Source organism: Pseudomonas sp. PDM21, assembly GCF_014852505.2.
In the GTDB taxonomy this organism is placed as follows: domain Bacteria; phylum Pseudomonadota; class Gammaproteobacteria; order Pseudomonadales; family Pseudomonadaceae; genus Pseudomonas.
Genome location: NZ_CM181223.1, coordinates 4721528 through 4747270 on the forward strand (window position 1 = coordinate 4721528; position 25743 = coordinate 4747270).

At 66.5% G+C, this 25743-nt stretch carries 23 protein-coding genes; 10 read left to right on the forward strand and 13 right to left on the reverse strand.

The window, feature by feature from the left end:
- Positions 1 to 2: 2 nt before the first annotated feature.
- The 3 genes from flgB to IB275_RS21665 form a co-directional block, all read right to left on the reverse strand.
- The gene (flgB, locus tag IB275_RS21655) at positions 3 to 410 is read right to left on the reverse strand and encodes a flagellar basal body rod protein FlgB (protein ID WP_081519255.1); all 408 of its coding nucleotides are present in this window, start codon (positions 408 to 410) and stop codon (positions 3 to 5) included.
- A 554-nt stretch (positions 411 to 964) separates the two neighbouring features.
- On the reverse strand, positions 965 to 1786 hold the full coding sequence (cheR, locus tag IB275_RS21660) for a protein-glutamate O-methyltransferase CheR (protein WP_138212790.1): 822 nt from the start codon (positions 1784 to 1786) through the stop codon (positions 965 to 967).
- Between the two features lie 122 nt (positions 1787 to 1908).
- Positions 1909 to 2847: a chemotaxis protein CheV gene (locus IB275_RS21665; RefSeq protein WP_151187854.1), complete on the reverse strand. Its 939-nt coding sequence runs from the start codon at positions 2845 to 2847 to the stop codon at positions 1909 to 1911.
- Between the two features lie 136 nt (positions 2848 to 2983).
- Between IB275_RS21665 and flgA the strand changes: the two genes are divergently transcribed.
- The 4 genes from flgA to IB275_RS21685 all read left to right on the forward strand — a co-directional run bounded on the left by flgA (position 2984) and on the right by IB275_RS21685 (position 5481).
- Positions 2984 to 3673: a flagellar basal body P-ring formation chaperone FlgA gene (flgA, locus tag IB275_RS21670; RefSeq protein ID WP_192292478.1), complete on the forward strand. Its 690-nt coding sequence runs from the start codon at positions 2984 to 2986 to the stop codon at positions 3671 to 3673.
- 141 nt (positions 3674 to 3814) lie between these two features.
- The gene (flgM, locus tag IB275_RS21675) at positions 3815 to 4129 is read left to right on the forward strand and encodes a flagellar biosynthesis anti-sigma factor FlgM (RefSeq protein ID WP_045212162.1); all 315 of its coding nucleotides are present in this window, start codon (positions 3815 to 3817) and stop codon (positions 4127 to 4129) included.
- 43 nt (positions 4130 to 4172) lie between these two features.
- Positions 4173 to 4634 (forward strand): flagella synthesis protein FlgN, encoded by a 462-nt coding sequence (locus IB275_RS21680; RefSeq protein WP_192291039.1) that lies wholly within the window; start codon positions 4173 to 4175, stop codon positions 4632 to 4634.
- Between the two features lie 97 nt (positions 4635 to 4731).
- Positions 4732 to 5481 carry a flagellar brake protein gene (locus IB275_RS21685; protein ID WP_192291041.1) on the forward strand — a complete coding sequence of 250 codons (750 nt, stop codon included), beginning with the start codon at positions 4732 to 4734 and terminating at the stop codon, positions 5479 to 5481.
- A 43-nt stretch (positions 5482 to 5524) separates the two neighbouring features.
- Here IB275_RS21685 and IB275_RS21690 read toward each other — a convergent pair whose 3' ends face one another.
- From IB275_RS21690 to IB275_RS21715, 6 genes are all read right to left on the reverse strand, one after another.
- Positions 5525 to 6877 carry an MFS transporter gene (locus IB275_RS21690; protein WP_192291043.1) on the reverse strand — a complete coding sequence of 451 codons (1353 nt, stop codon included), beginning with the start codon at positions 6875 to 6877 and terminating at the stop codon, positions 5525 to 5527.
- 270 nt (positions 6878 to 7147) lie between these two features.
- Entirely contained in the window at positions 7148 to 8386 is a 1239-nt protein-coding gene (locus tag IB275_RS21695) for a glutamine synthetase family protein (protein WP_192292480.1), read from the reverse strand.
- A gap of 329 nt (positions 8387 to 8715) precedes the next feature.
- Positions 8716 to 10320, reverse strand: coding sequence for an inorganic phosphate transporter (locus IB275_RS21700; RefSeq protein WP_192291045.1), 1605 nt, complete (start codon positions 10318 to 10320; stop codon positions 8716 to 8718).
- 175 nt (positions 10321 to 10495) lie between these two features.
- Positions 10496 to 11413, reverse strand: a complete 918-nt coding sequence (ppk2, locus tag IB275_RS21705) for a polyphosphate kinase 2 (protein WP_192291047.1) — start codon at positions 11411 to 11413, stop codon at positions 10496 to 10498.
- 175 nt (positions 11414 to 11588) lie between these two features.
- Positions 11589 to 13868 carry a bifunctional acylase PvdQ gene (gene pvdQ / locus IB275_RS21710; protein WP_192291049.1) on the reverse strand — a complete coding sequence of 760 codons (2280 nt, stop codon included), beginning with the start codon at positions 13866 to 13868 and terminating at the stop codon, positions 11589 to 11591.
- Between the two features lie 345 nt (positions 13869 to 14213).
- Positions 14214 to 15245, reverse strand: coding sequence for an AraC family transcriptional regulator (locus tag IB275_RS21715; protein WP_192291051.1), 1032 nt, complete (start codon positions 15243 to 15245; stop codon positions 14214 to 14216).
- Between the two features lie 128 nt (positions 15246 to 15373).
- On the opposite strand from IB275_RS21715, the gene IB275_RS21720 reads away from it, so the two are divergent.
- A complete protein-coding gene (locus IB275_RS21720) occupies positions 15374 to 16267 on the forward strand; it encodes a TauD/TfdA dioxygenase family protein (RefSeq protein WP_192291053.1) in 894 nt (297 codons plus the stop codon).
- Positions 16268 to 16350: 83 nt separating this feature from the next.
- On the opposite strand, the gene IB275_RS21725 is transcribed toward IB275_RS21720, so the two are convergent.
- The gene (locus tag IB275_RS21725; RefSeq protein ID WP_192291055.1) at positions 16351 to 17253 is read right to left on the reverse strand and encodes a LysR family transcriptional regulator; all 903 of its coding nucleotides are present in this window, start codon (positions 17251 to 17253) and stop codon (positions 16351 to 16353) included.
- A 106-nt stretch (positions 17254 to 17359) separates the two neighbouring features.
- Between IB275_RS21725 and IB275_RS21730 the strand changes: the two genes are divergently transcribed.
- Positions 17360 to 18430, forward strand: a complete 1071-nt coding sequence (locus tag IB275_RS21730; RefSeq protein ID WP_192291057.1) for an AbrB family transcriptional regulator — start codon at positions 17360 to 17362, stop codon at positions 18428 to 18430.
- A 262-nt stretch (positions 18431 to 18692) separates the two neighbouring features.
- A complete protein-coding gene (locus tag IB275_RS21735; RefSeq protein ID WP_192291059.1) occupies positions 18693 to 19931 on the forward strand; it encodes a flavin monoamine oxidase family protein in 1239 nt (412 codons plus the stop codon).
- 193 nt (positions 19932 to 20124) lie between these two features.
- Here IB275_RS21735 and IB275_RS21740 read toward each other — a convergent pair whose 3' ends face one another.
- Positions 20125 to 20679, reverse strand: coding sequence for a TetR/AcrR family transcriptional regulator (locus IB275_RS21740; RefSeq protein WP_192291061.1), 555 nt, complete (start codon positions 20677 to 20679; stop codon positions 20125 to 20127).
- An 88-nt stretch (positions 20680 to 20767) separates the two neighbouring features.
- On the opposite strand from IB275_RS21740, the gene IB275_RS21745 reads away from it, so the two are divergent.
- Positions 20768 to 21973: an MFS transporter gene (locus IB275_RS21745; RefSeq protein WP_225607673.1), complete on the forward strand. Its 1206-nt coding sequence runs from the start codon at positions 20768 to 20770 to the stop codon at positions 21971 to 21973.
- A 1-nt stretch (position 21974) separates the two neighbouring features.
- On the opposite strand, the gene IB275_RS21750 is transcribed toward IB275_RS21745, so the two are convergent.
- Positions 21975 to 22760 carry a LysR family transcriptional regulator gene (locus IB275_RS21750; RefSeq protein WP_192291063.1) on the reverse strand — a complete coding sequence of 262 codons (786 nt, stop codon included), beginning with the start codon at positions 22758 to 22760 and terminating at the stop codon, positions 21975 to 21977.
- Between the two features lie 112 nt (positions 22761 to 22872).
- Between IB275_RS21750 and IB275_RS21755 the strand changes: the two genes are divergently transcribed.
- Positions 22873 to 23598 (forward strand): SDR family oxidoreductase, encoded by a 726-nt coding sequence (locus IB275_RS21755; protein ID WP_192291065.1) that lies wholly within the window; start codon positions 22873 to 22875, stop codon positions 23596 to 23598.
- A gap of 164 nt (positions 23599 to 23762) precedes the next feature.
- On the opposite strand, the gene IB275_RS21760 is transcribed toward IB275_RS21755, so the two are convergent.
- Positions 23763 to 24995 (reverse strand): NADH:flavin oxidoreductase/NADH oxidase family protein, encoded by a 1233-nt coding sequence (locus IB275_RS21760; RefSeq protein ID WP_192291067.1) that lies wholly within the window; start codon positions 24993 to 24995, stop codon positions 23763 to 23765.
- Between the two features lie 91 nt (positions 24996 to 25086).
- Here IB275_RS21760 and IB275_RS21765 point away from each other — a divergent pair, with 91 nt between their 5' ends.
- Positions 25087 to 25581 carry a MerR family transcriptional regulator gene (locus IB275_RS21765; RefSeq protein ID WP_192291069.1) on the forward strand — a complete coding sequence of 165 codons (495 nt, stop codon included), beginning with the start codon at positions 25087 to 25089 and terminating at the stop codon, positions 25579 to 25581.
- Positions 25582 to 25743 lie beyond the last annotated feature (162 nt).

Below are 25743 nucleotides of genomic sequence, written 5' to 3' on the forward strand. Positions count from 1 at the left end.
GATTACTCCCCGCGCAGGGCGTTCATCAGCCCTTTGAATTTGCTGTTGAGGAAGGTGAACGAGGCCTGGAACTGCACGGAGTTTTCCGCGTAGTTGGCTTGCTCGATCTGTTCGTCGACGGTGTTCTGGTCGACCGAAGGCTGATTCGGGATGCGGTACTTCACCGACTCGTCACCCATGCCGAAACCATCGGCGGCAATGTGATGCGAATTGGTCAGGGTCGCGCTGAAGGTGCCGTTCTTCAGCTTGTCCGACTGGGCTGCCAGCACCGAGGCGAAATCCAGGTCGCGCGCCTTGTAGTTGGGCGTGTCGGCGTTGGCCAGGTTATTGGCCAGGACTTCAGCGCGCTGGGAGCGGAAGTTCAGCGCTTGCTGGTGGATGCCGAGGGCTTTGTCGAAGCTGATGCTCATGGTCACGAACCTGTTTGCCGGTGTGGGCTTGCCAACACTTCAGCAAGGTGCGTGCCATATTTTCATTCCCTTGATAATCAAGGGCTTGAGAGAATACGAGCAGCGGCAAGGGGCGGCAAACAGCGGCAAAGCGGCAACCGCTTTCCTTGCCGCCGGGGGCAAGGCGGCAAGCTTGCCGCTGCGCTTTGCCGCCCTCTTGCGCCGTTGCCATTGCCGTTTAGGTTGCCACGCTCAGCCTGCTCGCGAACGGACTGGCAACGTCGGCCCTGCCGACGGATCGCGGGCACTGCCCGCTCCTACAGGGAAGGTCATTGCCACCCGATCGCGAACGGCACTCTGCCGCCCCGGCGAACGCATACTCAGGATGGCGCGGAGCGCAGCGATACCCATCGATTCCGCGGCACCGACAGCATGGGTATCGCAAGCTCCACCCATCCCACGGCCGTGCTCCGCCGCGAATTCGACGCACGCAGAAATGCAGATCGCGGACAAAGTCCGCGATCAGGTGAATGCCGTAGCAAGAACCCCGCCCGAACAGGCGGGGCGTCGGCCGATCACTTGGCCTTGTAGATGATCCCCGGGCTGCACTGGACCATCTGGTAGTGGTCCGGCAGCGCGTTGAGCGCTTCGGAGGCGCCGAGGAACAGGTAGCCACCAGGCTTGAGCGTGGCATGGATGCGCAGGAGGATGTCGCGCTTCACTTCGGCCGAGAAATAGATCAGCACGTTGCGGCAGAACACCATGTCGAACTTGCCCAGCGTGGCGTAGCTGTCCAGCAGGTTCAGCGCGCGGAACTCCACGCGGCTCTTGATCGGTGGCTTGACCGTCCAGCGTCCCGGCGTCTTCTGGTCGAAGTAGCGCGCCAGGCGCTCCTGCGACAGGCCACGGCCGATGGCCAGGCTGTCGTACTCGCCGGCCTTGCAGGCTGTGAGCATGGAGCCGGACAGGTCGGTGGCGACGATCTGCACGCCCGCCTTCAGCTGGCCGAGGTTGGTGCGCTCGAACTCGTCGATGGACATCGACAGCGAGTATGGCTCCTGCCCCGAGGAACAGGCCGCCGACCAGATGCGCAGGCGCTGGCCGGGCGAGGCCTTGATCATCTCCGGCAGCACGCGGTTCTTCAGCACCTCGAAGGGGTAGGTATCGCGAAACCACAGGGTCTCGTTGGTGGTCATGGCGTCGACCACCTGCTCGCGCAGCTGGCTGCGCATCTGGATCTTCTGAACCAGCTCGCCCAGGGACTTGATGCCCTGCTGCTCCATCAACTTGTTCAAGCGGCTGGAGACCAGGTACTGCTTGTTGGCGCCCAGGAGGATGCCGCAGGTCTTCTCCAGGAAATCCCGGAACAGCTCGAATTCAGAATTGGTGGATGTCACAGATAAGCCTCTTTGCTCGTGGACGGCTGCCGGCAAAACGACGGCAACTGCCTGACCGGTGCTCAAAAAACCATAGACGATGCGGGCGGCACCGGCGCCACCCGCATCGCGTCACGCCGGCATCAGGCCGATGCGCCATCCACTGCCTTGATGCGGTCCGACACACGGGCCGCCAGGTCATCGGGACGGAACTTGGCGAGGAAGTCGTCAGCGCCGACCTTCTTCACCATCGCCTGGTTGAACACCCCGGACAACGAAGTATGCAGGAGAATGTGCAGATCCTGCATGCGCGGGTCGTGACGGATTTCCGCCGTGAGCGTGTAGCCATCCATTTCCGGCATCTCGATATCCGAGATCACCATCAGCAGATCGCTGCCCGGATGCCCGCCGGCCTCCACCATCTGGTGCAGGTAATCCAGCGCCTGGCGGCCGTCGTTGAGCGCCAGCACTTCCACGCCGACAGTCTCCAGGCAACGCACCAGCTGCTTGCGCGCCACGGACGAGTCGTCCACCACCAGCACGCGCTTGCTCACCGCTCGGGCCTGGGTCTCGGCATCCAGCACGCCTTCGGAGATGTCCTCCGAGGTCGGCGCCACTTCGGCGAGGATCTTCTCCACGTCGATGATTTCCACCAGTTGGTTGTCGACCCGCGTCACCGCCGTCAGGTAGTGGTCGCGGCCGGTTCCCTTGGGTGGCGGATGGATCGACTCCCAGTTCATGTTGACGATGCGCTCCACCGAATGCACCAGGAAGCCCTGCACCTTGGTGTTGTACTCGGTGATGATCACGAAGCTGTTGGCGATGTCCCGCAGGGCGTGACGCCCCGTGGCCAGCGCCAGGTCGAGGATCGGAATGGTGCCGCCACGGATGTTCGCCACCCCGCGCACCACCTGGCTGGATTTGGGCATCACGGTCAGGCGGGGGCACTGCAGCACCTCCTTCACCTTGAACACGTTGATCCCGTACAGCTGGCTGCCGTTCAAGCGGAACAGCAGCAGTTCGAGACGATTCTGGCCAACCAGCTGCGTACGCTGGTTGACCGAATCCATGACTCCGGCCATTGAGCCTCCTGTGCACGCAACGCCGCCCGACTCGCGAAGGCGGCATGACCATTGCTTGGATCGTTGCATGAAACGAGCAACGACATTTTTCCGACAGCTGAGACCCGCGCGCGCCCTGATGGCTGCGCTGCTCGGCATGACGGGTGCGCTGACCCTCTCCCCGGCTGGGGCGGAAGGCTTCACTGCGCCTGAGATCCTTATCGGCTCCACCCAGGGCTTTCTTGAGTTCAAGGTGGAAGATTATCTGCAGACCTCGGGCATAGACGCACGCTACGAGATCGAAGTCGCACGCATCGACCCCCGCCTGCGCCTGGCAGAGTGCGACAAGGACCTGACACAGAAGCTGGAAAGCCCGGCGCAGCCCGTTGGTCGGGTCACTGTGCGGGTGCTCTGCGAGGGCAGTTCCCCCTGGACGGTGTTCGTGCCGGCGACGGTCAGGCTGTTCCGTCAAGTTGTCGTCACCACCCTGCCCCTGCAGCGTAACCATGTCGTCGAGGCCAGTGATATCAGCGTCGTCGAAAGGGACGTCGGCCAACTGAGCCAGGGCTACCTGACCGACCCCAGCCAGGTGGTCGGCATGAAGCTCAAGCGTCCGACGGTCAATGATCAGGTGCTGGCACCGGTGTTCCTCGAACAGGCGGCGGCCGTGCGCAAGGGTGACCAGGTGGTGATCCGCGCCAGGACCAGTGCGATCAACGTGTTCATGCCCGGTGAGGCGCTGTCCGATGGGGTAACCGGCGAGCAGATCCGCGTGCGCAACCTGCGCTCCCAGCGTATCGTCAAGGCTCGCGTGGTCGAGCCGGGGGCGGTGGAAGTCACCCTGTAGCGCTCGGCGCCGGGCTTTTTCTGGCATGATGGACGCAGCCCTCTGCAAAATGTGCTCAGGCGCACGAAAATTCGGCCTAAAGTTTCTCTCAAGACGGCCGAAAAGCTTGGCAAGCGTCCAATACCTCCAGAGGTTTCCACCATGGTCATCGACTTCAACCGGCTGAACCCGGCCTCTACGACAGCCAGCACTGGCCGTAGCAGTGCTGCCCAGAGCGGTCGCAGCGAAGCCGCCGCAGAGAATGCCTCCGTCAACGCCCCGGCCAAGAGCGGCGAGTCGGTACAGCTGAGCGACACCGCGCAGCAACTGCAGAAAGTAAGCGATCAACTGAAGGACCAGCCCGTGGTCGACAACGAGAAAGTGGCCCGCATCAAGGCGGCCATCGCTGACGGCAGCTACCAGGTCGACAGCCAGAAAGTCGCCAGCAAGCTGCTCGATTTCGAATCCCAGCGCTGAGTTCACTCAGCGCCTGGTCAACCGCTAGTACGCCGAGCCCAAGATGTCCGATGCCCTGCTTTCTCTGATCAACGGCGACATCGAAGCAGCCAGCAGCCTGCTGCAGCTGATCGACGATGAGTTCCAGGCGCTGCAAGCACGCGACCTGGACCAGTTGCAGAAGCTGCTCGACAGCAAACTGCCGCTGCTGCATCAGCTCGAGCAGAACGGTCGCATCCGCACCCAGGCACTGCAACAGGCCGGGGTCAGCGCTGACAACGAGGGGCTTGCGCAGATTGCCCAGGCTACCGGCAACGCCGCTCTCACCGCGCGTGCGCAAGAGCTTGGCGCCCTGCTCGAACGTTGCCAGGAAGCCAACCAGCGCAACGGCCGCCTCATCCGTTCCGGCCAGACCAGCACCGAGCGCACGCTCGACATCCTGCGCGGCCAGGAAACTCCGCGACTCTATGATCGCTACGGCGGCTCCACCCAGGGCAACCGCCAGCGCCCGCTCAGCCAGGCCTGAACTCCTCTGGCCTGAAGGCCCGCCCTAGGGCAGAATGCCACTATCCGGCCCTGCCCCGTGCACGACTCATAACAAACACAATGGAGACCCGCGGACCGTGTCCAATCTGTTCGCCGAGGAAAATGGCCCTCAACCACCGAAGGTGTTGAAAGCTCCGGTGGAGATCCACGCCAGCCTGAAAATGCTGATGGACAGTCACGATCCCCTGGTAATCACCTTCGAAGGGCGCAGCCAGCGCTTCCAGAGCTTCGTCGTCGAGATCAACCGCGAGCGCAACATCGTTGCCCTCGATGAGCTCATCCCCAACGACGGCGAGCGCTTCCTGCAGAATGGCGAGCAATTCCGCATCGAAGCCTTCCACGAAGGCGTGCGCATCGCCTGGGAAAACACCCAGAACGCTTTCTTCTCCGAGATCGACGGTGCCCGCTGCTACTGGCTGCCGGTGCCGGCCGAGATGCTCTACCACCAGCGCCGCAACGCCTTCCGCGCCCCCGTGGGCCAGGGCCAGCCGGTGGCCGTGGAGATCGGCGGCAGCAAGCTGAAGTCGCCGCTCAAGGGCAGCCTGATCGACATTTCCGCCACTGGCTGCAAGATTCGCCTGGAAGGCAACGCCGCCGAGCGCCTGCAGCCCGGCCAGGTCTATGAAGAGTTCACCGCGCGTCTGCCCTTCGGCGCCCTGACCATGGAAGTCGAACTGCGCCATGTGCATTTCGAGGAGAAGGTCGGCTACAGCTTCGCCGGCATGCGCTTCCACCAGATGAGCGGCCTGGCGCAGCGCAACATCGAACGCTTCGTCTACCAGTTGCAACGCGAAGCCCGGCGCTTCGAGAAGGACGAGCTGTTCTAGTTCGTCCCGGGCGGCAAGCACTTGCCGCCCTTCCCCTGCCGCCTCACGCGGGCCGGCTTTCTTCCTCGGCTTCCGCTTCTGCTTCCACTTCCGGCTCGGCTGCCGGCGCGCTGCCGTCGTTGCCCTTCATCTGCTCCTCCACGGCCGCTTCGTCGACCCGCGGGTCGAGGGCGGCGGACAGTGGCGAGGACGCCAGGCTGTCCGGCGTGGCAACGTGCTTGACCGGGGCCTCGTCGACCCGGTGTACACCACTGACCTTCTCCGGCTGCACGCGCCAGATGAGGATCAGCGAGCAGGCGCAGACGAAGGCGTAGAGCATGTTGGCGCCGAACAGCTTCATCAGCGCACCGGCCGCCAGCGGGCCGATACAGGCGCCGACACCGAAGGTCACCAACAGCATCGCAGTCAGGGAAACGCGGCGCTCACCTTCGACGTGATCGTTGGAGAAGGCCACGGCCAGCGGATACAGAGTGAACTGCACCAGGCAGACGATGAAGCCCATCGGCAGCAGCCACGCCAACGAAATCGGCGGCACCGGCAGCAACGGCAGCGCCGCCAGCGGCAAGGCCACTATCAACAGCAGGATCGCGGCATTACGGATCAGCACGGCGCGGTCGATGCGGTCCGACAGCCAGCCCAGCGGCCACTGCACCAGCAGGCCGGCGAAGATGCAGCCGCCCATGAACAGACCGATCTCCTCGTTACTCAGACCCTGGCGCACCGCATAGAGCGGCGCCAGGCCGTAGAACGATCCGACCACCAGCCCGGACACCAGTACCGTGGTCAACGACTGCGGCACACGCTGGATGAAGAAGCGCGGCTCCAGCGGCGCCGGGCGTAGCGGTGCGGGGTGGACCTTGTGGGTGATCGCCACCGGGATCAGCGACAGCGCAAAGCACAGCGCGATCATCATCGGCAGCTCCGGGCCCAGCCCCGGATGCACCACCAGCACCAGCTGGCCGAGTACCAGGCCCAGGTAGGACGCGACCATGTAGCCGGCGAACACGGCACCGCGCTGGCGCGCCTCGGCCTGCTCGTTGAGCCAGCTTTCGATGACCATGTACTGGCACATCATCCCCAGGCCGATGGCGACCCGCAGCAACAGCCAGAAGCCCAGCCAGGGCAACAGGCCGATACCCAGCACCGCGGCGGTCACCAACCCGCCACAGGCGACATAGGCGCGGATATGACCGACGCGGGCGATCAGCCGGTGGCCGATCTTGCCGCCCAGCACCAGGCCAAGGTAGTAGGCGGCCATCATGGCGCCGATCCACAGCCCGTCGACCTTCTCCGCACCCAGGCGCAGGGCGAGGTAGGTACTGAGCAGACCGGAACCGGTCAGGAGCATGACGGCGGCGAAGTACAGAGCGCGGAAGGCAGTGACGATCCGAAGCATTGGACCTCCTGGTCCAGGACAACCCCGGCACAACGTCCGGGCAGCGGAAAGCGGGACTTGCGCACACACCTTAGAGCTTGCCAATCGGCGCGTCGAGAGGGCTGCCGGGCCCGGAATAGCGCGTGTCGCGCACGGTCATGCGGGGCGTTTCGAAGGATGTCGGCGGGATGAACGAGGATGGCCTGAAGATCGCCAGAAGATGGCTGCCGATCACAGCTGCACCGGGTTTCGGCGCAGCTGTGTCAGCGACTTCAAATCAGATCATGCGCCTCAGGCTTGCGCTGCGAGAACGCGGCGCTCCCACGGGGTGATTTCGTCGAAGAAGCTGGTCAGCTCCATGGACTTGGTCGCGCTGTAGCCGTCGATGAACTCGTTGCCGAACACCTCGCGGGCCAGCTCGCTACGCTGCAGGCGCTGCAGTGCGTCGTACATCGTGCAGGGCAGCAGCAACTCCGGCGGCACCTCGAACTCACCCTGGATCGGCGCGGTGGGCTCCAGTGCGCGCTCGATGCCGTGCAGACCGGCAGCCAGGCTCGCGGCGATGGCCAGGTAGGGGTTGGCGTCGGCACCGGGCAGGCGGTTCTCCACGCGACGGGCCACCGGCGCGCTGGCCGGAATGCGCAGGCCGGCAGCGCGGTTGTCATGGGACCAGCACGCGTTGTTCGGCGAAGCGTACGGGTGGCACAGGCGCTGGAAGGAGTTCACGTTCGGCGCGAACAGCAGGGTGAAGTCCGACAGGCACGCCTGCAGGCCACCGATGAAGTGGCGGAACTCCGGCGTGGCCTCGCCCTGGGCGTCGCTGAAGATATTGCGGCCCTCGCCGTCGACGATGCTCTGGTGAATGTGCATCGAACTGCCCGGCGTGTGCGCCAGCGGCTTGGCCATGCATACCACGATCAGCCCGTGCTTGAGCGCGACTTCCTTGAGCAGGTGCTTGAACAGGAAGGTCTGGTCGGCCAGCAGTACCGGGTCGCCATGCAGGAAGTTGATCTCGAACTGGGTGGTGCCCATCTCGTGCATGAAGGTGTCGCGTTCGAGCCCCACCGCTGCCATGCAGCGGTAGACGTCCTGGAAGAACGGGCGCAGGCCGTTGTTGGACGACACGCTGAAGGCCGAGTGACCGATCTCGCGGCGACCGTCCAGTCCGACCGGCGCCTGGAAGGCTTCCAGCGGATCGGGGTTGGGGGCGAACACGAAGAACTCCAGCTCGGTCGCCACCACCGGGCTCCAGCCGCGTTCGGCGTAGCGCGCGACGACCTGCTTGAGCAGGCCGCGGGTGGACAGGCCGGAGGGCTTGCCATCGAGCTCCAGCGCATCGCAGATGGCAAAGGCGCGGGGTTCGTCGCTCCAGGGCAGGCGGTGAATCTGGGTCGGCTCGGCGATCAGGGCGAGGTCGCCGTCGTCGCTGCCGTAGAACTTCGCGGCCGGGTAGCCGCCCATGATGCATTGCAGCAGGACGCCGCGCGCCAGTTGCAGCCGGCGCCCGGTGAGAAAGCCCTCGCCGGTCATCACCTTGCCACGCGGCACCCCGTTGAGGTCGGGGGTGACGCACTCGATCTCTTCCACTCCGGCCAGACGCTCGGCGAGTGGGATTCCTGGATCGTTACTCATGACTTCTTATCCTTGTTCTTTTGTCCCTGTCACAGGACGCCGCGCGAGGCGCGCGAGCCCGTACAAAATACGCATCACGCGTTCGATATTTCAAGCGGGCACAGGAGTGAAAACTGTAGGAGCGCGCCATGCGCGCGATCGCGGGAATGGCCCGCTCTTACAAGGAGAATCCGTGCCAAAAGAAAACGCCGCTCAAGAGAGCGGCGTTTTCGTTGCATCACCCAAGGTCAGAACAGATGGGTGAACAGCCAGTACAGCGACGCCGAGAGCACGATGGCCGCCGGCAGGGTCAACACCCAGGCCATCAGCAGGTTGCGGATGGTGCGCATCTGCAGGCCCGAGCCGTTGGCCGCCATGGTCCCGGCGACGCCGGACGACAGCACGTGGGTCGTCGATACCGGCAACCCGTACATGTCCGCCGCGCCGATGGTCAGCATCGCCACCATCTCCGCCGAGGCGCCCTGGGCGTAGGTCAGGTGGGTCTTGCCGATCTTCTCGCCGACGGTCACCACGATGCGCTTCCAGCCGACCATGGTGCCCAGGCCGAGAGCGATGGCCACGGCGACCTTCACCCACAGCGGGATGAAGCGCGTCGACTCGTCGATCTTGCCCTTGAATGCGGCCAGCTTGCTGGTGGTGTCCGCGTCGAAATTGCCGACCTTGTCCTTGTCCATCAGGCGGATCGCCTCGCTGGTCAGGTACATGTCGTTACGCACGTTGCCCATGGCCTCGGCCGGCACACGGGCCAGGCTGCCGTAGCCCTTCACTTCCGCGCCGATGGCACCGGTCAGCGCCGCCAGGGACGGGATGAGTTCGGGCTTGGCTTCCTTGGTGCGCACGTACTCCGACAGCACCGCGCGCGGGTCGGCCGGGGCCGGCTGCGGCGCGGCACGGACCAGCGCCTGCTGGGTAACTTCGGCGATGGCGACGAACTGCACGGTCTGGTCCGCCGGCATGGTGCGGTTCAGCGCATAGGCCATCGGCAAGGTGCCGACCAGGATCAGCATGATCAGGCCCATGCCTTTCTGCCCGTCGTTGGAGCCGTGGGCGAACGACACGCCGGTGCAGGTGAGGATCAGCAGGCCGCGAATCCACCACGGCGGCGGCGTCTTGCCCTTGGGCGCCTTGTACAGCGCGCGGTTCTTCACCAGCAGGCGCAGCGCCAACAGCAGCAGCGCGGCGCAGAAGAAGCCGATCAGCGGCGAGAGCAGCAGCGAGTAGCCGACCTTGGTCGCCTGCGCCCAGTCCACACCGCTGGTGCCGTCGCGGCCGTGCATCAGCGCGTTGGCCACGCCGACGCCGATGATCGAGCCGATCAGCGTGTGCGACGACGACGCCGGCAGGCCCAGCCACCAGGTGCCGAGGTTCCAAAGGATGGCCGCGATCAGCAGGGCGAAGACCATGGCGAAACCAGCCGAGGAGCCGACCTGCAGGATCAGTTCCACCGGCAGCAGGGCGATGATGCCGAAGGCCACTGCGCCGCTGGAGAGCAGCACGCCGAGGAAGTTGAAGCAGCCCGACCAGACCACCGCGAAGTGCGGCGGCAGCGAGTGGGTATAGATGACGGTGGCCACCGCGTTGGCGGTGTCGTGGAAGCCGTTGACGAACTCGAAGCCCAGGGCGATGAACAGGGCGACCCCGAGCAGCAGGAACGGCGTCCAGGTGGTGACCGCGGTGGTGACGTCGTCGACATCGCGCACCAGGCTCCAGGCCGAGAACAGCAGGCCGACAGCGAGCACGGCGAAGAAGATGAAGGCGGTGATGCGGCCGGGCCTGTGTTCCAGATGGGGCCGGTCTTCGACGACGGGAACGGCCAGGGTATCGGTGGTCATGCTGGGAGTCCGCTTGGGGGTGTCCCGGTCATGATCGGCAGGGAATGTTACAGGTTGTGTCTCAGCGCAATTGACCGGCGCACGACGGAACACCGGTGCTCACCTGTAGGCGCGGGCCATGCCCGCGATCGCGCGCACGGGCTCGGCGCCCCCGTTCGCCCTACAGGAGCTCGCATCAGTAGACTTCGGGCACCACGATCTGCTGCGGCGTCGGCGTGCGCGAGTAGTCTTCGTGGCGCTGGCGCTGCGGCAGGATCACCGCCGGGTGCTCGACGTCCTCGTAGGGAATCAGCTTCAGCAGGTGGCTGATGCAGTTGAGCCGCGCGCGCTTCTTGTCGTCGGCCTGCACCACCCACCAGGGCGCCTCGGGGATGTGGGTGCGCTCAAGCATGATTTCCTTGGCCTTGGTGTAGGCCTCCCAGCGACGCCGCGACTCCAGGTCCATGGGGCTGAGCTTCCACTGCTTGAGCGGGTCGTGGATGCGACTGAGGAAGCGCAGGTGCTGTTCGTCGTCGGAGATCGAGAACCAGTACTTGATCAGCTGGATGCCCGAGCGCGCCAGCATGCGCTCGAACTCCGGCACGCTGCGGAAGAACTCCTCGTACTGGTCGTCCGAGCAGAAGCCCATCACCCGCTCGACGCCGGCGCGGTTGTACCAACTGCGGTCGAACAGGACGATTTCCCCCGCCGCCGGCAGGTGCGAGACGTAGCGCTGGAAGTACCACTGGGTCTGCTCGCGGTCGTTCGGCGCGGGCAGCGCGGCGACCCGGCAGACGCGCGGATTGAGGCGCTGGGTGATGCGCTTGATCACGCCGCCCTTGCCCGCCGCATCACGGCCTTCGAAGAGGATCACCACCTTGTGGCCGGTCTTCACCACCCAGCTCTGCAGCTTCACCAGTTCGCCCTGCAGGCGGAACAGCTCGCTGAAGTAGCGACGGCGGGCGAGCTTTTCCTCGTCGACGTCGGCGTGCTCGTCGAACAGCTCGTCGAGGTTGCGCACATCCTCCAGCAGCTCCAGCTCCAGCTCTTCGTCGCTGTGGTCGAGCAGTTCGCGGTGGATGCGGCGGATCACGGATTCATTGGTCAGGGGCATGGCGGCGGCCTACGCGTCGGGGCTTTGCCGACAGACTAGGGGCGCTCGGTGTCAGGCTGGTGACAGCGACCCCGGCCGCACAGGATTCGCGGACGTGACCCACTCCTACAAAAGCACGACTACCTGTAGGAGCAGGCCATGCCCGCGACCAGCGCCCGCAAGGGGCGCCCTCCCCTTACTGCTCGCGCAGCTCCATCACCTTCAACTCCGGATCGGCCTTGATCTGCTCCTCGGTGAATGGCAACTCCGGCCACTGCTGCCGAGCGAACAATTCGGTCTGGTCACGGTGATGCGGCGAGTTGGGCTCGCTGGACTGTGAGAACGCCAGCAGCCCGCGCGCCTTCGGGCCATCGGCGGTGAAGTCCACCAGCTGGATGTAGCTACTGCCGCTGAGCACGCGGTAATGGTCGCCCTGCCACTCCGAGGTGATGGCGTTGTACACACCCTCGTTGCCGGTGCCGCCGGGGATGCCCAGCGGATTGGCGACATCGCCGGTCAGCTGTAGCTCGCCCCACTTCTCGTCGGCGCGGATGCGGCGGCCATCGATCTCCTGCGCGGCGGCAACCAGCGCCTGCTGCGCCTGCTGGCGGACTTCCGGCTTGTCCAGGGCGATGCCCGAAGGGGTGGCCAGCGGCAGCTTGGGATCGAAAGGCAGGCGCCAGCCGCCGTCGATCTTCAGGAAGCGCGCGACGAAGGCCTGGAAGTACGCGAAGCCTGGATTGCTGTCGAGGTTGACGTGGCGGTCCCACGAACCCAGCGCCGCGCACGCCGCCTCGGTGCCCGCCGGGGCCGGCTTGCACAGTTGCAGCAGGTCGTCGAGGAGCATGTCGGCCACATAGACGCGGTTGTCGGTGACCATTTTCTGCAGGTCGTCCGGGCCGATCCTGGCGTCGCCCGTCAAGCGTTCCAGGGCGAAGCGCGCGCGGGCGCTGACCGGCACCGAATCGCGGCTCACCAGCGGCGAGAACCCAGTCAGCGGCTGTGCCGGGTTGCTCATCCAGGCGCTGTCATTGGAGTTCTGCACGAAGTCATCGCGCTCCAGCGCCGGCATCTGCTCCGGCGGCGTCAGCCCGGCGTGACGGGCGCCCGGCGCGCTCGACCAGTTGCAGGCGCGGCGCCCACCCTGTAGCACCGGCAGGCCCTGCTTCTGGTACTCGGCGATGGCGCAGTCGGCCAGTTGCTGCTGGCTCAGGTGCGGCACCACCGACTGGTTGAGGTAGAGCACCTTGCCCTCGGCGTTGGTGGCCAGGGTGTTGACCCAGGGAATACCCTGCACATGCTCGATGCTATCGCGCAGCTCATCCAGGCTGCGCGCGTGATCGATGGCGTACCACTGCTGCAGCACGCGGTCGTTGCCCAGATTGGCGTCGCGCACCGCGAAGGCTTCGCTGGCGTTCCAGGGGAACTTGCCTGGCACGCTGAGCAGCGGGCCGTACTCGGACTCGTACAGCGTGTGGCTGCGCGTACCCACGCGGCCATTGGCCTCCAATACGCGAACGCGCAGGGTGATCTCCTTTAGCGGCCGCGACTGGCCATCGACGCGGTAGCTGCGCGGGTCCTGCGGATCGAGGTCGAGGCGGTACAGGGTGAAGTGGCTGGAGGTGTCCACCGTGTGGCTCCAGGCCACGTCCTTGCTGAAGCCGATGTTCACCAGCGGCATGCCCGGCAGGGAGGCGCCCATCACGTCGAGCTGGCCGGGAATGGTCAGGTGCATCTGGTAGAAACGCAGCGCGCCGAACCAGGGGAAGTGCGGGTTGGCCAGCAGCAGGCCGTTACCGTCCGCCGAGCGCTCGCTGCCCACGGCGACGGCGTTGCTGCCGTGGTCACGGTGGAAATTCTCGCGCCGGTCCATCGCCGCGAGTACCTCGCCGTCACTGACGACAGCGGAAGTTGCCTGCCCCGGCGGCGTGGCCGCCATCATGGCCTCGGCGAACTGCCCGGCGCCGGCCTGCACCAGCAGGCGGCGGGTCAGGCGCAGCAGGTCGTCGGCCTCCAGCGGGCGCAGCCAGGCCTTGCCCGCGCACTGCGTGCCGGCAGCCTGGGTGTCCCACAGCCAGCGGTTGTAGCCGGCGGCGTAGCCATCGAGGAGGTCGCGGATCGGCTGCGGCTGGGCGCTGCGCAGGCGGCGCAGGGATTCGTTGTCGTTGAGCCAGGTGTAGAAGAAGTCCGAGGGCAGGTTGCCGACGCCGGCAGAAGTCTTGCCGTCCTCGCCGAAGTAGCGCGAACGCTCGCCCCGCGCGGTGAGGACTTCTTCTGCGAGCAGGCAGGCGTTGTCGCGGGCGTAGGCGTAGCCGATGCCGTAGCCCAGGCCCAGTTCGTCCCTGGCCTGGATGTGCGGGATGCCATAGCGGGTCCAGCGGATCTGCGCCTCGAGTTCGGCGCCATAGGCCAGCGCGGGCAGTCCGGTAGCCAGCAGGCTGCCGGCCACGGCGGCCAGTCGGAAGGTCTTGCTCATTGATTCCCTCAATGCTCGGATGACGGCCGGATGCCCGGCCAGGGGCACGCGGCCGCGCCGCTCGCGCGGTGCCGGTGCAAGGAGTGGATGGCGGCTCAAGTCCGCCAAAGCAGTGCGCTGAAGGTCGTCGCGCCGCGCCTTCCGAGGCACGCGCGCAGGCAGGTTGCACAGGACATGGATTCTCCTTTTCTTGTTGGGCGCCTCACGAAAAATGACGATGCGCCTCTTGAGGGCAACGGATGGGAAGCACGCGAAATTAGCCCGCGACCGATGGCAATCGGCCACACCAGAAGGCTCTATCTCGCGGCTTTCGCCCGTTGCAGAGGCATCGCGGGCGGTTCGACTTCAGTGCGCCGGGAGGGTTCCGGACTGACGTTTCCAACGACCGGGCGACTGTCCCGTCCAACGCTGGAAGGCGCGGGAAAAACTCGCCGCCTCGGCATAGCCCAGGCACTGGGCTATGCCCTGCAGGTCCATCCGCGATTCGCGCAGCAGGCGTTCGGCGAGGCGCTGCTTGATGCCGTCGTTCAGCCCCTGCAGGTTTTGCCCTTCCTCGGCCAGACGCCGTTGCAGCGTGCGTTCGGAAAGGCCCATGCGTTCGGCCACCGCCGCCGCGCCGAGCAGGCTGGCGGAGTCGCGCAGCAGCAGTTGCTGCACCTGCCGCGCGGTAGGTGTCGCGGCCAGGGTCAGCGCCAGTTCGCCACACAGGCGCTCGCAGAGTTGCTCACCGCTGTCGCGCGCGCTGATCTGCGCCTGCGGTAACGGCGCCTGCAGGTCCTCCAGGGCGAAGAGCATGGCGTTGCGCGGAGCCGAGAACACCGGCTCGATGCCGAAGGTCTCGCGGAACGCGCTGGCATCGCCCGGTGCCGGGCAGCGCAGTTCAATCGCCAGGGGTTGCAGCGGCCGCTGCAGCAGTTCGCCGGAGAGTTGCCAGCAACCGGCGATGCCGCGCTCCACCACGAAAGCACGGGCATCCTCGGGCAGCACGCGGTCATCGAACACCAGCCACAATCCCCGCGTCTCCACTTCGCTGCTCACCGGGCAGAGCGTCAGCGCCAGGCTCTGGAAGCGCCCGAAAGTTTCGAAGGCTTCCTGCAACGTGCGGCTGGCAAGCATGGTGAAGCCCAGCAGGCCCAGCGAGGTGAGGTGGTAGTGCCGCCCGGTCGCCAGCCCCAGACCGGGCCGCCCGACGCGCTGCAACAGGTTGCGGATCACCGCCAGCTCCTGCCAGGCCTGGATACGTCCGGCCCGCGCCTGCAGGTCAGCCGATGAGATCGCGCTGCCCACCAGGCAATCGTCCGCGCCCAGACCCTCGTCGCGGGCGCTGTCGAGCAGGTAACGCACTCCGGTGATCTCGCGGGTCTGGCGCCAGTCCATCGCGGGCTCCTGTGGCGGCAAAGTACGCCGTGGCGGGAATCATCATTTTTTGGCGGACTTCATCATGGAAGAAAGCGCCAGCGCTGGCCATGCTGGAGATGCCAATAACACTCACAAGAGGCTTCCCCATGTTCGAGTTCTTCTACGCGCTGCCGAGCCAGAACCGCGCGGCCGACTACCGCCACTTCCGCATCGTCCCCGCCACCGGCGCGATCGGCGCGGATGTCAGCGACCTCGACCTCACCACCCTGGGCGAGGAAGGCTACGCCGAGCTGCGCCAGGCGCTGCTGGCGCACAAGGTGCTGTTCATCCGCGGGCAGAACCTCAGCGTGGAGAACCTCGAAGCCGTAACCCTGCGCTTTGGCGAGTTCGGCCGCGAGCCCTATGTGGTCGGCATGGACGATCACCCGCACGTGGTGCGGGTGGTGAAGGAGGCCAACGAGAAGACCCCGGTGGTGTTCGGCGGCGCCTGGCACAGCGACTGGTCCTTCCAGGAGCGCCCCCCGGCGTTCACCCTGCTCTACGGCCACGACATTCCACCGTTTGGCGGCGACACCCTCTACGCCAACCTGGCGCTGGCCTACGAATGGCTGTCGCCGAAACTGCGCGCGCAGCTGGAAACCCTCGACGCCATCCACAGCCCCGAGCGTGCCTACGGCGCCGAGGCCAAGCACAACGACCTGATGGAAAACATGGCGGTGCGCTATGGCAGCCACGAGGGCGAGGTGCGCTCACATCCGCTGGTGACCCGGCACCCGGAGACCGGCAAGAAGATCCTCTACATCAACCCGGCCTACACCAGCGGCATCAAGGGCATGCGCCCGGCGGAGTCGCAGCCGCTGCTGGATTACCTGTTCAGCATCGCTACGCAGCCGGCCTTCACCTGCCGCATGCGCTGGAGCGCGGGCACCCTGGCGATCTGGGACAACCGCAGTACCTGGCACTACCCGGTGTCGGACTACCACGGCATGCGCCGGGAGATGTACCGCACGACTGTGGTGGGCGAAGTGCCCAGCCGTTGAACACTCAGTGTGATCGTAGGGCGGATAACGCTGGCGCGTTATTCGCCCTACGAAGCCGCTCCTACAGGGTGCTCAGCCGGCAGCTACAGCCCCGCGCCAAACCGCTGCGCATGCTCGCGCAACATGCCGCGCAGCAACTGCGCAGCGGGCGACAGGTAGGCGCCCTCGCGCACCGCCAGACCGATGGTCCGCGTCAGCGTGGTCTCGGCCAGCTCCACCTCACGCAACTGGTCCATTCCGTGCCCGCCGGCCAGCGCCTCGCGGGCGATGAAGCTGAGCAAGCGGGTGCGGGCGATCAGGTTGGGCAGCATGGGAATCGCGTTGGTCTCGATCTGCACCTGCGGCATGGGCAGCTGGTGGGCCTGGAAGGTGGAATCCATCCAGCGCCGCGACGACACGCCGGTAGCCGGCAACACCCACCGATACCGACACAGGTCGGCCATGGCGACGGGGCCGTCGAAGATCGGATGGTCACGGCTGGCGACCACCACCACCTGATCCTGCAACAGCGGCTCGCTGCTCAGCTGCGGGTCGTCGACGATCCTCGAGCAGATCGCCATGTCCAGCCGCCCGCTGCGCAGCGCCTCGCGCAGCACGTCGTCCTGCCCCAGCACCAGGCTCATGGTGACGTCCGGCGCGCGCGCCAACAGGTCCTCGGTCAGGCGTGGCAAAAGGTACTCGGCCATGGTCGCGGCGCAGCCGAGGCGGATATTGCCCACCACGCCGCTGGCAAAGTCGCGCACCTCGCGACGGGTTTCCTCGATGTCCTGACGCAACTGCCGGGCGCGTTGCAGCATGAGTTCGCCGGCTGGCGTCAGGCGGATGCGTCGGCCATCGCGCTGGAACAACCGCGCGCCGAGAGACTCTTCCAGGCGCTGGATGCTCTTGGTCAGCGCCGGCTGGCTGCGCCCCAGGCGCTCGGCGGCGCGACCCAGGTGGCCGAGTTCGGCAATGGTTTCGAAGTAGGCGAGATCGCGCAGGTCCATGGCGGCCAACCGATAAATTTCAGGAATGGATTCATGACTATTAGAAAATAGACTTGATTGATCCGGCTACCGATAATTCCGACGTCTTCCCCGCCCGGAGCCGTCCGTGTCCAGCCGCCCTGCCCTGCCCGTCGCCCGTATCCCCGTCAGTCTGCAATGGCTGGCCCTGGCGCTCGGAGCCGGAGGCGCCGGGCAACTGCTGACCTGGCTCGGCATCCCCGCCGCCTTGTTTCTCGGCCCCATGCTGGTGGCCATCGCCTTTGGCGTCAGCGGTGCGGAAATCCGCCTGCCGCGCCAGGCCTTCCGCCTGAGCCAGGGCTGTATCGGCCTGCTGGTCGCCCACGCCATGAGCTGGTCGGTGCTGCAGGCAATGGTCGCTTCCTGGCCGCTGATGCTCAGCGCCACCCTGCTCACTCTGCTGCTCTCGGCTGTGGTCAGCTACGCCATGGTGCGCTTCGGCGGCATCCCCGGCAGCACCGCGGCCTGGGGCACCGCACCGGGCGGCGCGGCAGCCATGGTGTCGATGGCCGAAGCCAACGGCGCCGACCCGCGCGTGGTCGCCACCATGCAATACGTGCGGGTGGTCTGCGTGGTCATGGCCGGCGCTCTGGTCGGCCGCCTGCTGGGCATCGAAGGCGGCGGCTCGGCGGCGCACAGCACGCCGATCGTCGACACCGCCACCCTGCCCGACCTGATCAACTGCCTGCTGCTGATCTTCGTCTGCACCACCGCCGGCGCCAGGCTGCCGGCCGGCCCGCTGCTGGTGCCGCTGGTGGCCGGCGCCGTGCTGCAACTCACCGGCGTGCTGCACATCACCCTGCCGCACTGGTTGCTGGCCAGCGCCTACGGGGTGATCGGCTGCTACATCGGCCTGCGCTTCGACCGCGAAAGCCTCGCCTACGTCGGCCGCCACCTGCCGGCCATGCTGGTCAGCGCAATGGCCCTGATCGCCAGCTGCGCGCTGTTCGCCTGGGTGCTGGCGGCCATCACCGGGATGGACTTCCTCTCCCTCTACCTCGCCACCAGCCCCGGTGGCCTGGACGCCATGGCGATCATCGCGGTGGACACCCACTCCGACGTCGGCCTGGTGCTGGCGATGCAGACGCTGCGGCTGTTCGTGGTGCTGTTCACCGGGGTGTCGGTCGCACGGACAGTGATCCGCCTGAGCCGCGCCTGACAGCCCCTCGGCTTGACGCTAACCCGCAGGATGGGTGGAGCCTAGGCGATACCCATGCTGCCGGTGCCGGGAGTGATGGGTATCGCTTCGCTCTACGCCATCCTACGTTGGTGTTTCGCTGCAGCTTCGGCAGAGACTGAGACCCTGCTCGTGGCAAGGCTAAAACCAGTACAGATCACCGGGCGGATTGCCCATGTCTGCCTCTTGCAGTGATTACCGCCAGACTTCTAAGGTCGTCGCTCTTTCACCGAGCGAGCACGACATGGACAGCCTTCACCACCGCCCCACCGCCTTCCACGTCACCCACTGGAGCGACGATCCGTTCAGCCGTGGCGCCTACAGCACCCTGCTGCCCGGTGCGACGCCGGAGCATCGGCGCCGGTTGGGCGAAGTGCTGGGCGGCAAGCTGGTGCTGGCCGGCGAGGCCTGCAATCCCGTCGCGCCGGCCATGACCCATGGCGCCTGGAACGACGGCCTGCGCGCGGCCGAAGCGGCCATCGAAAGCGGCGCCCGCCGGGTACTGGTGATCGGCGCGGGCTTCGCCGGGATTGCCGCCGCACGACGACTGCGCGAAGCCGGGATCGACTGCGTGGTGCTGGAGGCCCGCGAGCGCATCGGCGGCCGCGTCCACAGCATTTCCCTCGGGCCGGTACGAGTGGACGAAGGCGCCGCCTGGCTGCAGCACTTCGACGACAACCTGCTGGCCGCCTACGCCCAGCACCTCGGCCTGCCGTTGCGGGAAACCGATTTCGGGCGGCCCCTGGCTGCGGCGGCAGATGGCCCGGTGCCCGACATCGATGCGGCCTGGGAAGCCCTGCGCGCCGGGATCGACCGCAGCCTGCCACTGGCCGAAGGCGTCGCGCGCTACCTCGAAGATCGCGACGAGCCGACCCGCCGCGCCACTCGTTTCGCCCTGGACGCCAACCTGATCCTGGAGGCCTGCCTGCCGCTGGATTCGCTGTCGGTCGACGCGCTCGACGAAGAAGGCGTCGGCGCCGGCGACCGCTTCCTGCCGCAGGGTTATTCACAGCTGGCCGCGCATCTCGCCGATGGGCTGGATATCCGCCTGAACCAGCCGGTGACGGCCATCGACTGGTCCGGCGAGCAGGTGCGGGCGGGTGGCGAAATCGTCGATTTCTGCGTCTGCTCCGTCCCTGTCGGTGCATTGCGCGATATCCGCTTCACCCCGCCCCTGCCGGCGGCCCAGCAGGACGCGCTGGCGCACCTGGGCATGGGGCAACTGGAAAAGGTCGTGCTGCAGTTCGACGAGCGCTGGTGGCCGGTGTCGCTCTCGGGTTACCTGCGCTGGTACGACACGCCAGCCAGCTTCGGCGAGTGGCTGGATCTCACCGAAGCAGTGGGCACGCCAACCGTTGCCGGGCTGATCGCGGCGGACGCGCTGGAGCGGGTATTTGCCGGGCGCAGTGACGAGGAGATTGCCGTCGCAGCCTGTGAAGCCCTGCAGGCATGGGCAGATGCAGTGCGGAGCGCGCAGTTGTAAGAGCGCGCCATGCGCGCGATCGCGGGCATGGCCTGCTCCTAAAGATTGGCGCTGAACTGTGCCGCAAAAACGTAGGATGGGTGGAGCCTAGGCGATACCCATGCTGACGGTGCCGGGAGTGATGGGTATCGCTTCGCTCCACGCCATCCTACGCATACGTCCATGGCAGGTACGGAGCCTGCCCGCGAATCCGCTACAACCCCTCCAGCGTCAGATCGACCAGGCGCTCGACATAGGCCACTTCCAGTTCCTCGCCGGAGAACAGGATGCGATAGACCAGCGGCGCCATCAGCCGGTCGACGATGCGGTCCAGCTCCGGCAGTTTTTCACCGCGCACCCTGGCGCGCAGCAGGATGATGTCGAACTGGCCGCAGGCGATCGCCATGCAGCGTCCCGAAGAACCGCCGCCGGCCGCGAGCAGGTCGAGCACCACGGCGCGGCCGGGCACCGAGGCGGTTTCCTCCATGTACTGCTCGCCCCAGGCCAGCAGGTCGCCGCGCAGGCTGCCAGTGTCTGCCGGCTCAGCGTCGGGGCGGATGCGCTGCAGGGCGACGTCGCCGAGCAGTTCGCTCAGGTCACCCCAGCGCCGGTAGATGGTCGACGGCGTGACGCCGGAGCGCGCAGCGATCAGCGGCACCGTCAGTTCCGAGCGGTCGCGCTCCTCCAGCAGCTCTGCCACGGCCTTGTGCACCGAGGCCTGCACCCGCGCGCTGCGGCCGCCCGGTCGAACACCCTGATTGATTGCCATAAGCACCTTAAAGCAAAGAATTTGCTTTTATCCAAAAACGGGTCCAGCATCTCGCAAAAGCAAAATCTTAGCCTTTGCGAGCTGAATCATGGCACACACCCAATCGAAAAGCGCGTCCGGCTTCTCACCCCGAGCTTCGGCCTGGCTGCTGACCGCCATCCTCATGGCCTTCCTCGCCGCCGCTGCCGCACCCACGCCGCTGTATGCGCTGTACCGCGAGTCCTGGCATTTCTCCCCGGCCCTGCTGACCCTGGTGTTCAGCATCTACGCCGGCGGCCTGATGCTGGCGCTGCTGGTGTTCGGCTCGCTGTCCGACCACCTCGGCCGGCGCCCGGTGATCCGCGCCGCACTGATCTTCGAATTGCTGGCGATGGCGGTATTCCTCTACGCCAACTCGGTGGAGCTGCTGATCCTCGCGCGCCTGCTGCAGGGCTTCGCCACCGGCATCGCCACCAGTGTGCTGGGCGCGGCGATGCTGGATATCGACCGCGAGCGCGGCCCACTGATCAACAGCGTCGCGCCCATGCTTGGCATGGCCATGGGCGCACTGGGCAGCAGTACGCTGGTGCAGTTCGGCTCCGATCCGCTGCATGAGGTCTACGTCTGGCTGCTGGCGGTGTTCGCCCTGGGCATCGTGCTGCTGCGCTGGTTGCCGGAAAGCATCGGCCGCCAACCGGGAGCGCTGGCCTCGCTGAAGCCGCGCATCCGTATTCCGCCGCAGGCACGTCGCGCGTTCTGGAGCGTGGCGCCGCTGAACGCCAGCCTCTGGGCGCTGGGCGGTTTCTACCTGTCGCTGGGGCCGACGCTGGCGCGGCAGGTCACCGGCCTGCAGGTGCCGATGATCGGTGGCGGGCTGGTGTCGCTGCTGTGCCTGTGCGGTGCGCTGGCGATCTTCGCCCTGCGCAATCAGGCGGCAGCGGTGATCCTGCGCCGTGGCGGCCTGGCGCTGATCATCGGCCTGCTGATCACCCTGCTCGGCGTGGACAGCGCCAACCTCTGGCTGTTCTTCCTCGGCACCGCAGTGGCCGGGCTCGGCTTCGGCGGCGCCTTCCTCGGCGCGCTGCGCTCGGTGGTGCCGCTGGCCCACGCTCATGAACGCGGGGCGCTGATGGCGAGTTTCTATGTGCTCAGCTACCTGGCCTTCAGCGTGCCGGCGATCCTTGCCGGGCTGGCGATCCAGCATTACGGCCTGATCGCCACCACCAACGGCTATGCCAGCCTGCAGATCGTCGCTGCCTCGCTGGTCTTGCTGCTGTCCTTGCGCGCGCCTGCCGCACAGAAGGCGCAGGCCTGACTCAGGCCGCTCGCAGGAAGTCGTAGAGCCCGCGTACCGCCGGGTGCTCCAGCGCCTGGGCGGAATGGCAGAGGCCGATGCGGCGGATCGGCAATGGCAGGCTCAGTGAGCCACTGCGCACCGCCGGCGCGCCGCTCAGCAGCGATGCCGGCAGGATCGCCGCGCCCACCCCCGCGCTGACCAGACGCAGCGCCAGGTTCAGGGTGCTGGCCTGCGCGACCACCGGCGCGGCGCCATAAGCAGTCATCAGGCGCTGATGGGACGGATGCGTCGGGCAGGTGATCCAGCCACTGCTCTGCGCATCCTCCACGCCCGGCGGCAACGCCAGCACGTACGGGTCTTCCCAGACCGGCACGAAGAGTTCGTCCTCGCAGCAGAATTCCTCCACCGCCAGTCGCGCATCGCCCACGCAGCCCTCCTCCAGATGCAGCAGCAGATTGGGCACGGCCTGCTGCGCCAGGCTGACGAAGCCCTCGACCTGCTCGGCGCTGACATCCCCTTCCACGCCCAGGTGCAACGGCTGACGCGCCGAGGCCCGGCGGAACATGTTGCGCAGGCCGTCGGCTTCGGCCAGCAAGGCGCGGGCGCGGGGATACAGCGCACGAGCCGCCTCGCTGACCTCCACCCCGCGCGCCTGGCGCAGGAACAGCTCGGTGCCCAGCGCCTCTTCCAGCTGGCGGATGGTCACCGACAGCGTCGGCTGGCTGACGAACAGGCGCTGGGCGGCAACGGTGATGTTGCGTTCTTCGAAGACCGCGACAAAGGCGGCCAACTGTCGGATATCCATAGGCAAACCCGATACCAGGCACAGGAATAAGCCATTTTTCAGGCGGGATACCGCTCAATATACTTCACTGCATCGTTCAGCCATCCAGATTTCCGATAGCAGGAGAATCCCCATGAGCAAGCCCCTGATCATCGTCACCGGCGCCAGTTCCGGTATCGGCGAAGCCACCGCCCGCCTCTTCTCCCAGCTGGGCCACCCGCTGCTGCTACTCGCCCGCCGCATCGAACGTCTGGAGGCGCTGCAGCTGCCCAACGCGCTGTGCCGCGCCGTGGACGTGACCGACCGCGAGGCGCTGCTGGCTGCCGTGGCGGAAGCCGAGAAGCGCTTCGGCCCGGCCGACGCGCTGGTGAACAACGCCGGAGTGATGCTGCTGGGCAACATGGTCGAGCAGGACCCGGCCGAGTGGGAACGCATGCTCGACGTCAACGTGAAGGGCCTGCTCAACGGCGTGCACGCCGTGCTCAAGGGCATGTTGGAGCGCAACCGCGGCACGCTGATCAACGTCAGCTCGGTGGCCGGTCGCAAGACTTTCCCCAACCACGTCGCCTACGTCGGCACCAAGTTCGCGGTGCATGCGATCTCCGAGAACCTGCGCGAGGAAGTCGCGGCGCACAATGTCCGCGTCGTCACCATCGCCCCCGGCGCGGTGGAGACCGAACTGCTCAGCCACACCACCGACGAGGCGATCAAGAGCGGCTACCAGGACTGGAAGCGTGAGATGGGCGGCAAGGTGCTCAGCGCCGAGGACGTGGCCAATGCGATTCGCTATGCCTACGACCAGCCGCAAGGCGTGTGCATCCGCGAGATCGTGCTGGCGGCGACGCGGCAGCAGGCATAACGGACTGGAAGTTCGGGGTGTTTGTGGGAGCTCTCGCACGAGCTCCCAGGAAAAACACCACCGTAGGATGGGTGGAGCCTAGGCGATACCCATGCTGCCAATGCGACAGGAATCGATGGGTATCGCTTCGCTCCACGCCATCCTACGCAGAGCATTGAAGCGGCTCACCCCGCCTGCCGCGCCGCCCAGCGGCGGTACTGCTTGGCCCGGCGCAGCGTGCGCCACTGTTCCATCACCAGCGTGCGCCACGGCGAAGCCAGGGGGTTAGGCGCGCGGCGGGCGCCGATGCGGTGCAGCTGCAGCTTGACCAGCGCCATGTAGGCCAGCGCCGCCAGCGGCTTGGAACGCCAGCGGATCGCCGGCAGCTCCGGCTGGGTCTGGCTGCCGCGCTGCCAGTGCAGCACCAATTGCGGCTCCAGCGCCAGGGCAGTGCCGATGCCGACCATCTCCAGCCCGCTGTCCAGCACCTGTTCCGCCACCGGCAGGCGACGGATGCCGCCGGTAACCATCAGCGGCATGCGCGCCGCTTCACGCATCTCGCGGGCGAATTCGAGGAAGTAGGCTTCCCGCGCCAGGGTACGGCCGTCGCGGGCATCGCCCTGCATGGCCGGCGCCTCGTAGCTGCCGCCGGAGAGCTCGACCAGGTCGACCTTCTCGTCGTTCAGCCACTCGATCACCTGGCGCGCGTCGCTGGCGTCGAAGCCGCCGCGCTGGAAGTCGGCGGAGTTGATCTTCACCCCCACGCAGAATTCAGGCGATACCTCGGCGCGCACCGCGCGGACGACTTCCAGCAACAGCCGCGCGCGGTTTTCCAGCGAGCCGCCCCAGCGGTCCTGGCGCTTGTTGGCCAGCGGCGAGAGGAACTGGCTGAGCAGGTAGCCGTGCGCCGCGTGGATCTGCACGCCGGTGAAACCGGCCTGCTCGGCAAGCTGGGCGGCGCGGACGAAACGCTGGATCACCTCGGCGATATCGCCTTCGGTCATCTCGCGGGCGACGGCAAACAGTTTGGAGAACTTGCCCATTTCCAGCGGCACCACCGAAGGCGCGATGGCGCCCTGGCCGAGGTTGGTCTGCACCTGGCGACCGGGATGGTTGAGCTGCAGCCAGAACTGCGCGCCACGGGAGCGGCCGATGCGCGACCATTCGCGGAAGCGCTCAAGATGCCGATCATTCTCCAGCACCACGCCGCCGGGGCCGGTCATGGCGCGGCCGTCGATCATCACGTTGCCACTGAGGATCAGGCCGACGCCGCCGTCCGCCCAGGCCTGGTAGAGGCGCAGCAGCGCGGCCGAAGGCGCCTGATCGGCGTCGGCCATGTTTTCTTCCATGGCGGCCTTGGCTATGCGGTTGGGGACTTCGCCGCCGTTGGGCAGGCGCAGGGGCTGGAAGGGCGACATGGCAAGACTCCGTGGTTGTCCGGGTGGTTGTGGCTGCGGCGAGGTTAAGTTTAAAGTTCACTTCAAGGTCAAGCCCCTTTCGGAGCCCAGCATGAAAATCGGTGAACTGGCCAGCCTCAGCGGCCTCGCCCCCTCGCGCATCCGCTTCTACGAAGCCAGCGGGCTGATCGCCCCGGCGCGCCGCCTGGCCAACGGCTACCGCGCGTACCCGCCGGAAACCCTCGACCTGCTGGAAATCATCCGCAGCGCCCAGCAGACCGGCTTCAGCCTGGAAGAAATCCGCAGCCTGCTGCCGCATTCCAACCCCATCGAGAACGGCCACGGCGAACTGGTCGCCGGCCTGCGCCGCAAGGTCGCGGAGATCGAGGTGATGGAGCAGCAGTTGCGGCAGAACCGCGAGCGGCTGCTGGCGGTGATCGACGGCATCGAGAACAAGCCCGAAGGCATGGGCTGTCAGGCCAATGCCGAGCGCATGCTGGCCGAGATGCGCGAGCGCAAGGCCAAGTCTGCAGGAGCGGGTCATGCCCGCGTTGAGCGGACAAAGTCCGCTGCTTCAGCGAAGCGCCCTGCTCCCACCGAATCCTGATTTCGCGCTCTGGACGCTGGCTGGACCGTTACGCGGTCGCGGGCATGGCCCGCTCCTACAGAAGCGTAGGGCGGATAACCTGGAACAGGTTACCCGCCGCCAGCCCCGAAACGGCGGATAACGCCGGCGCGTTATGCGCCCTACGCTGCTCCACGCGCAAAA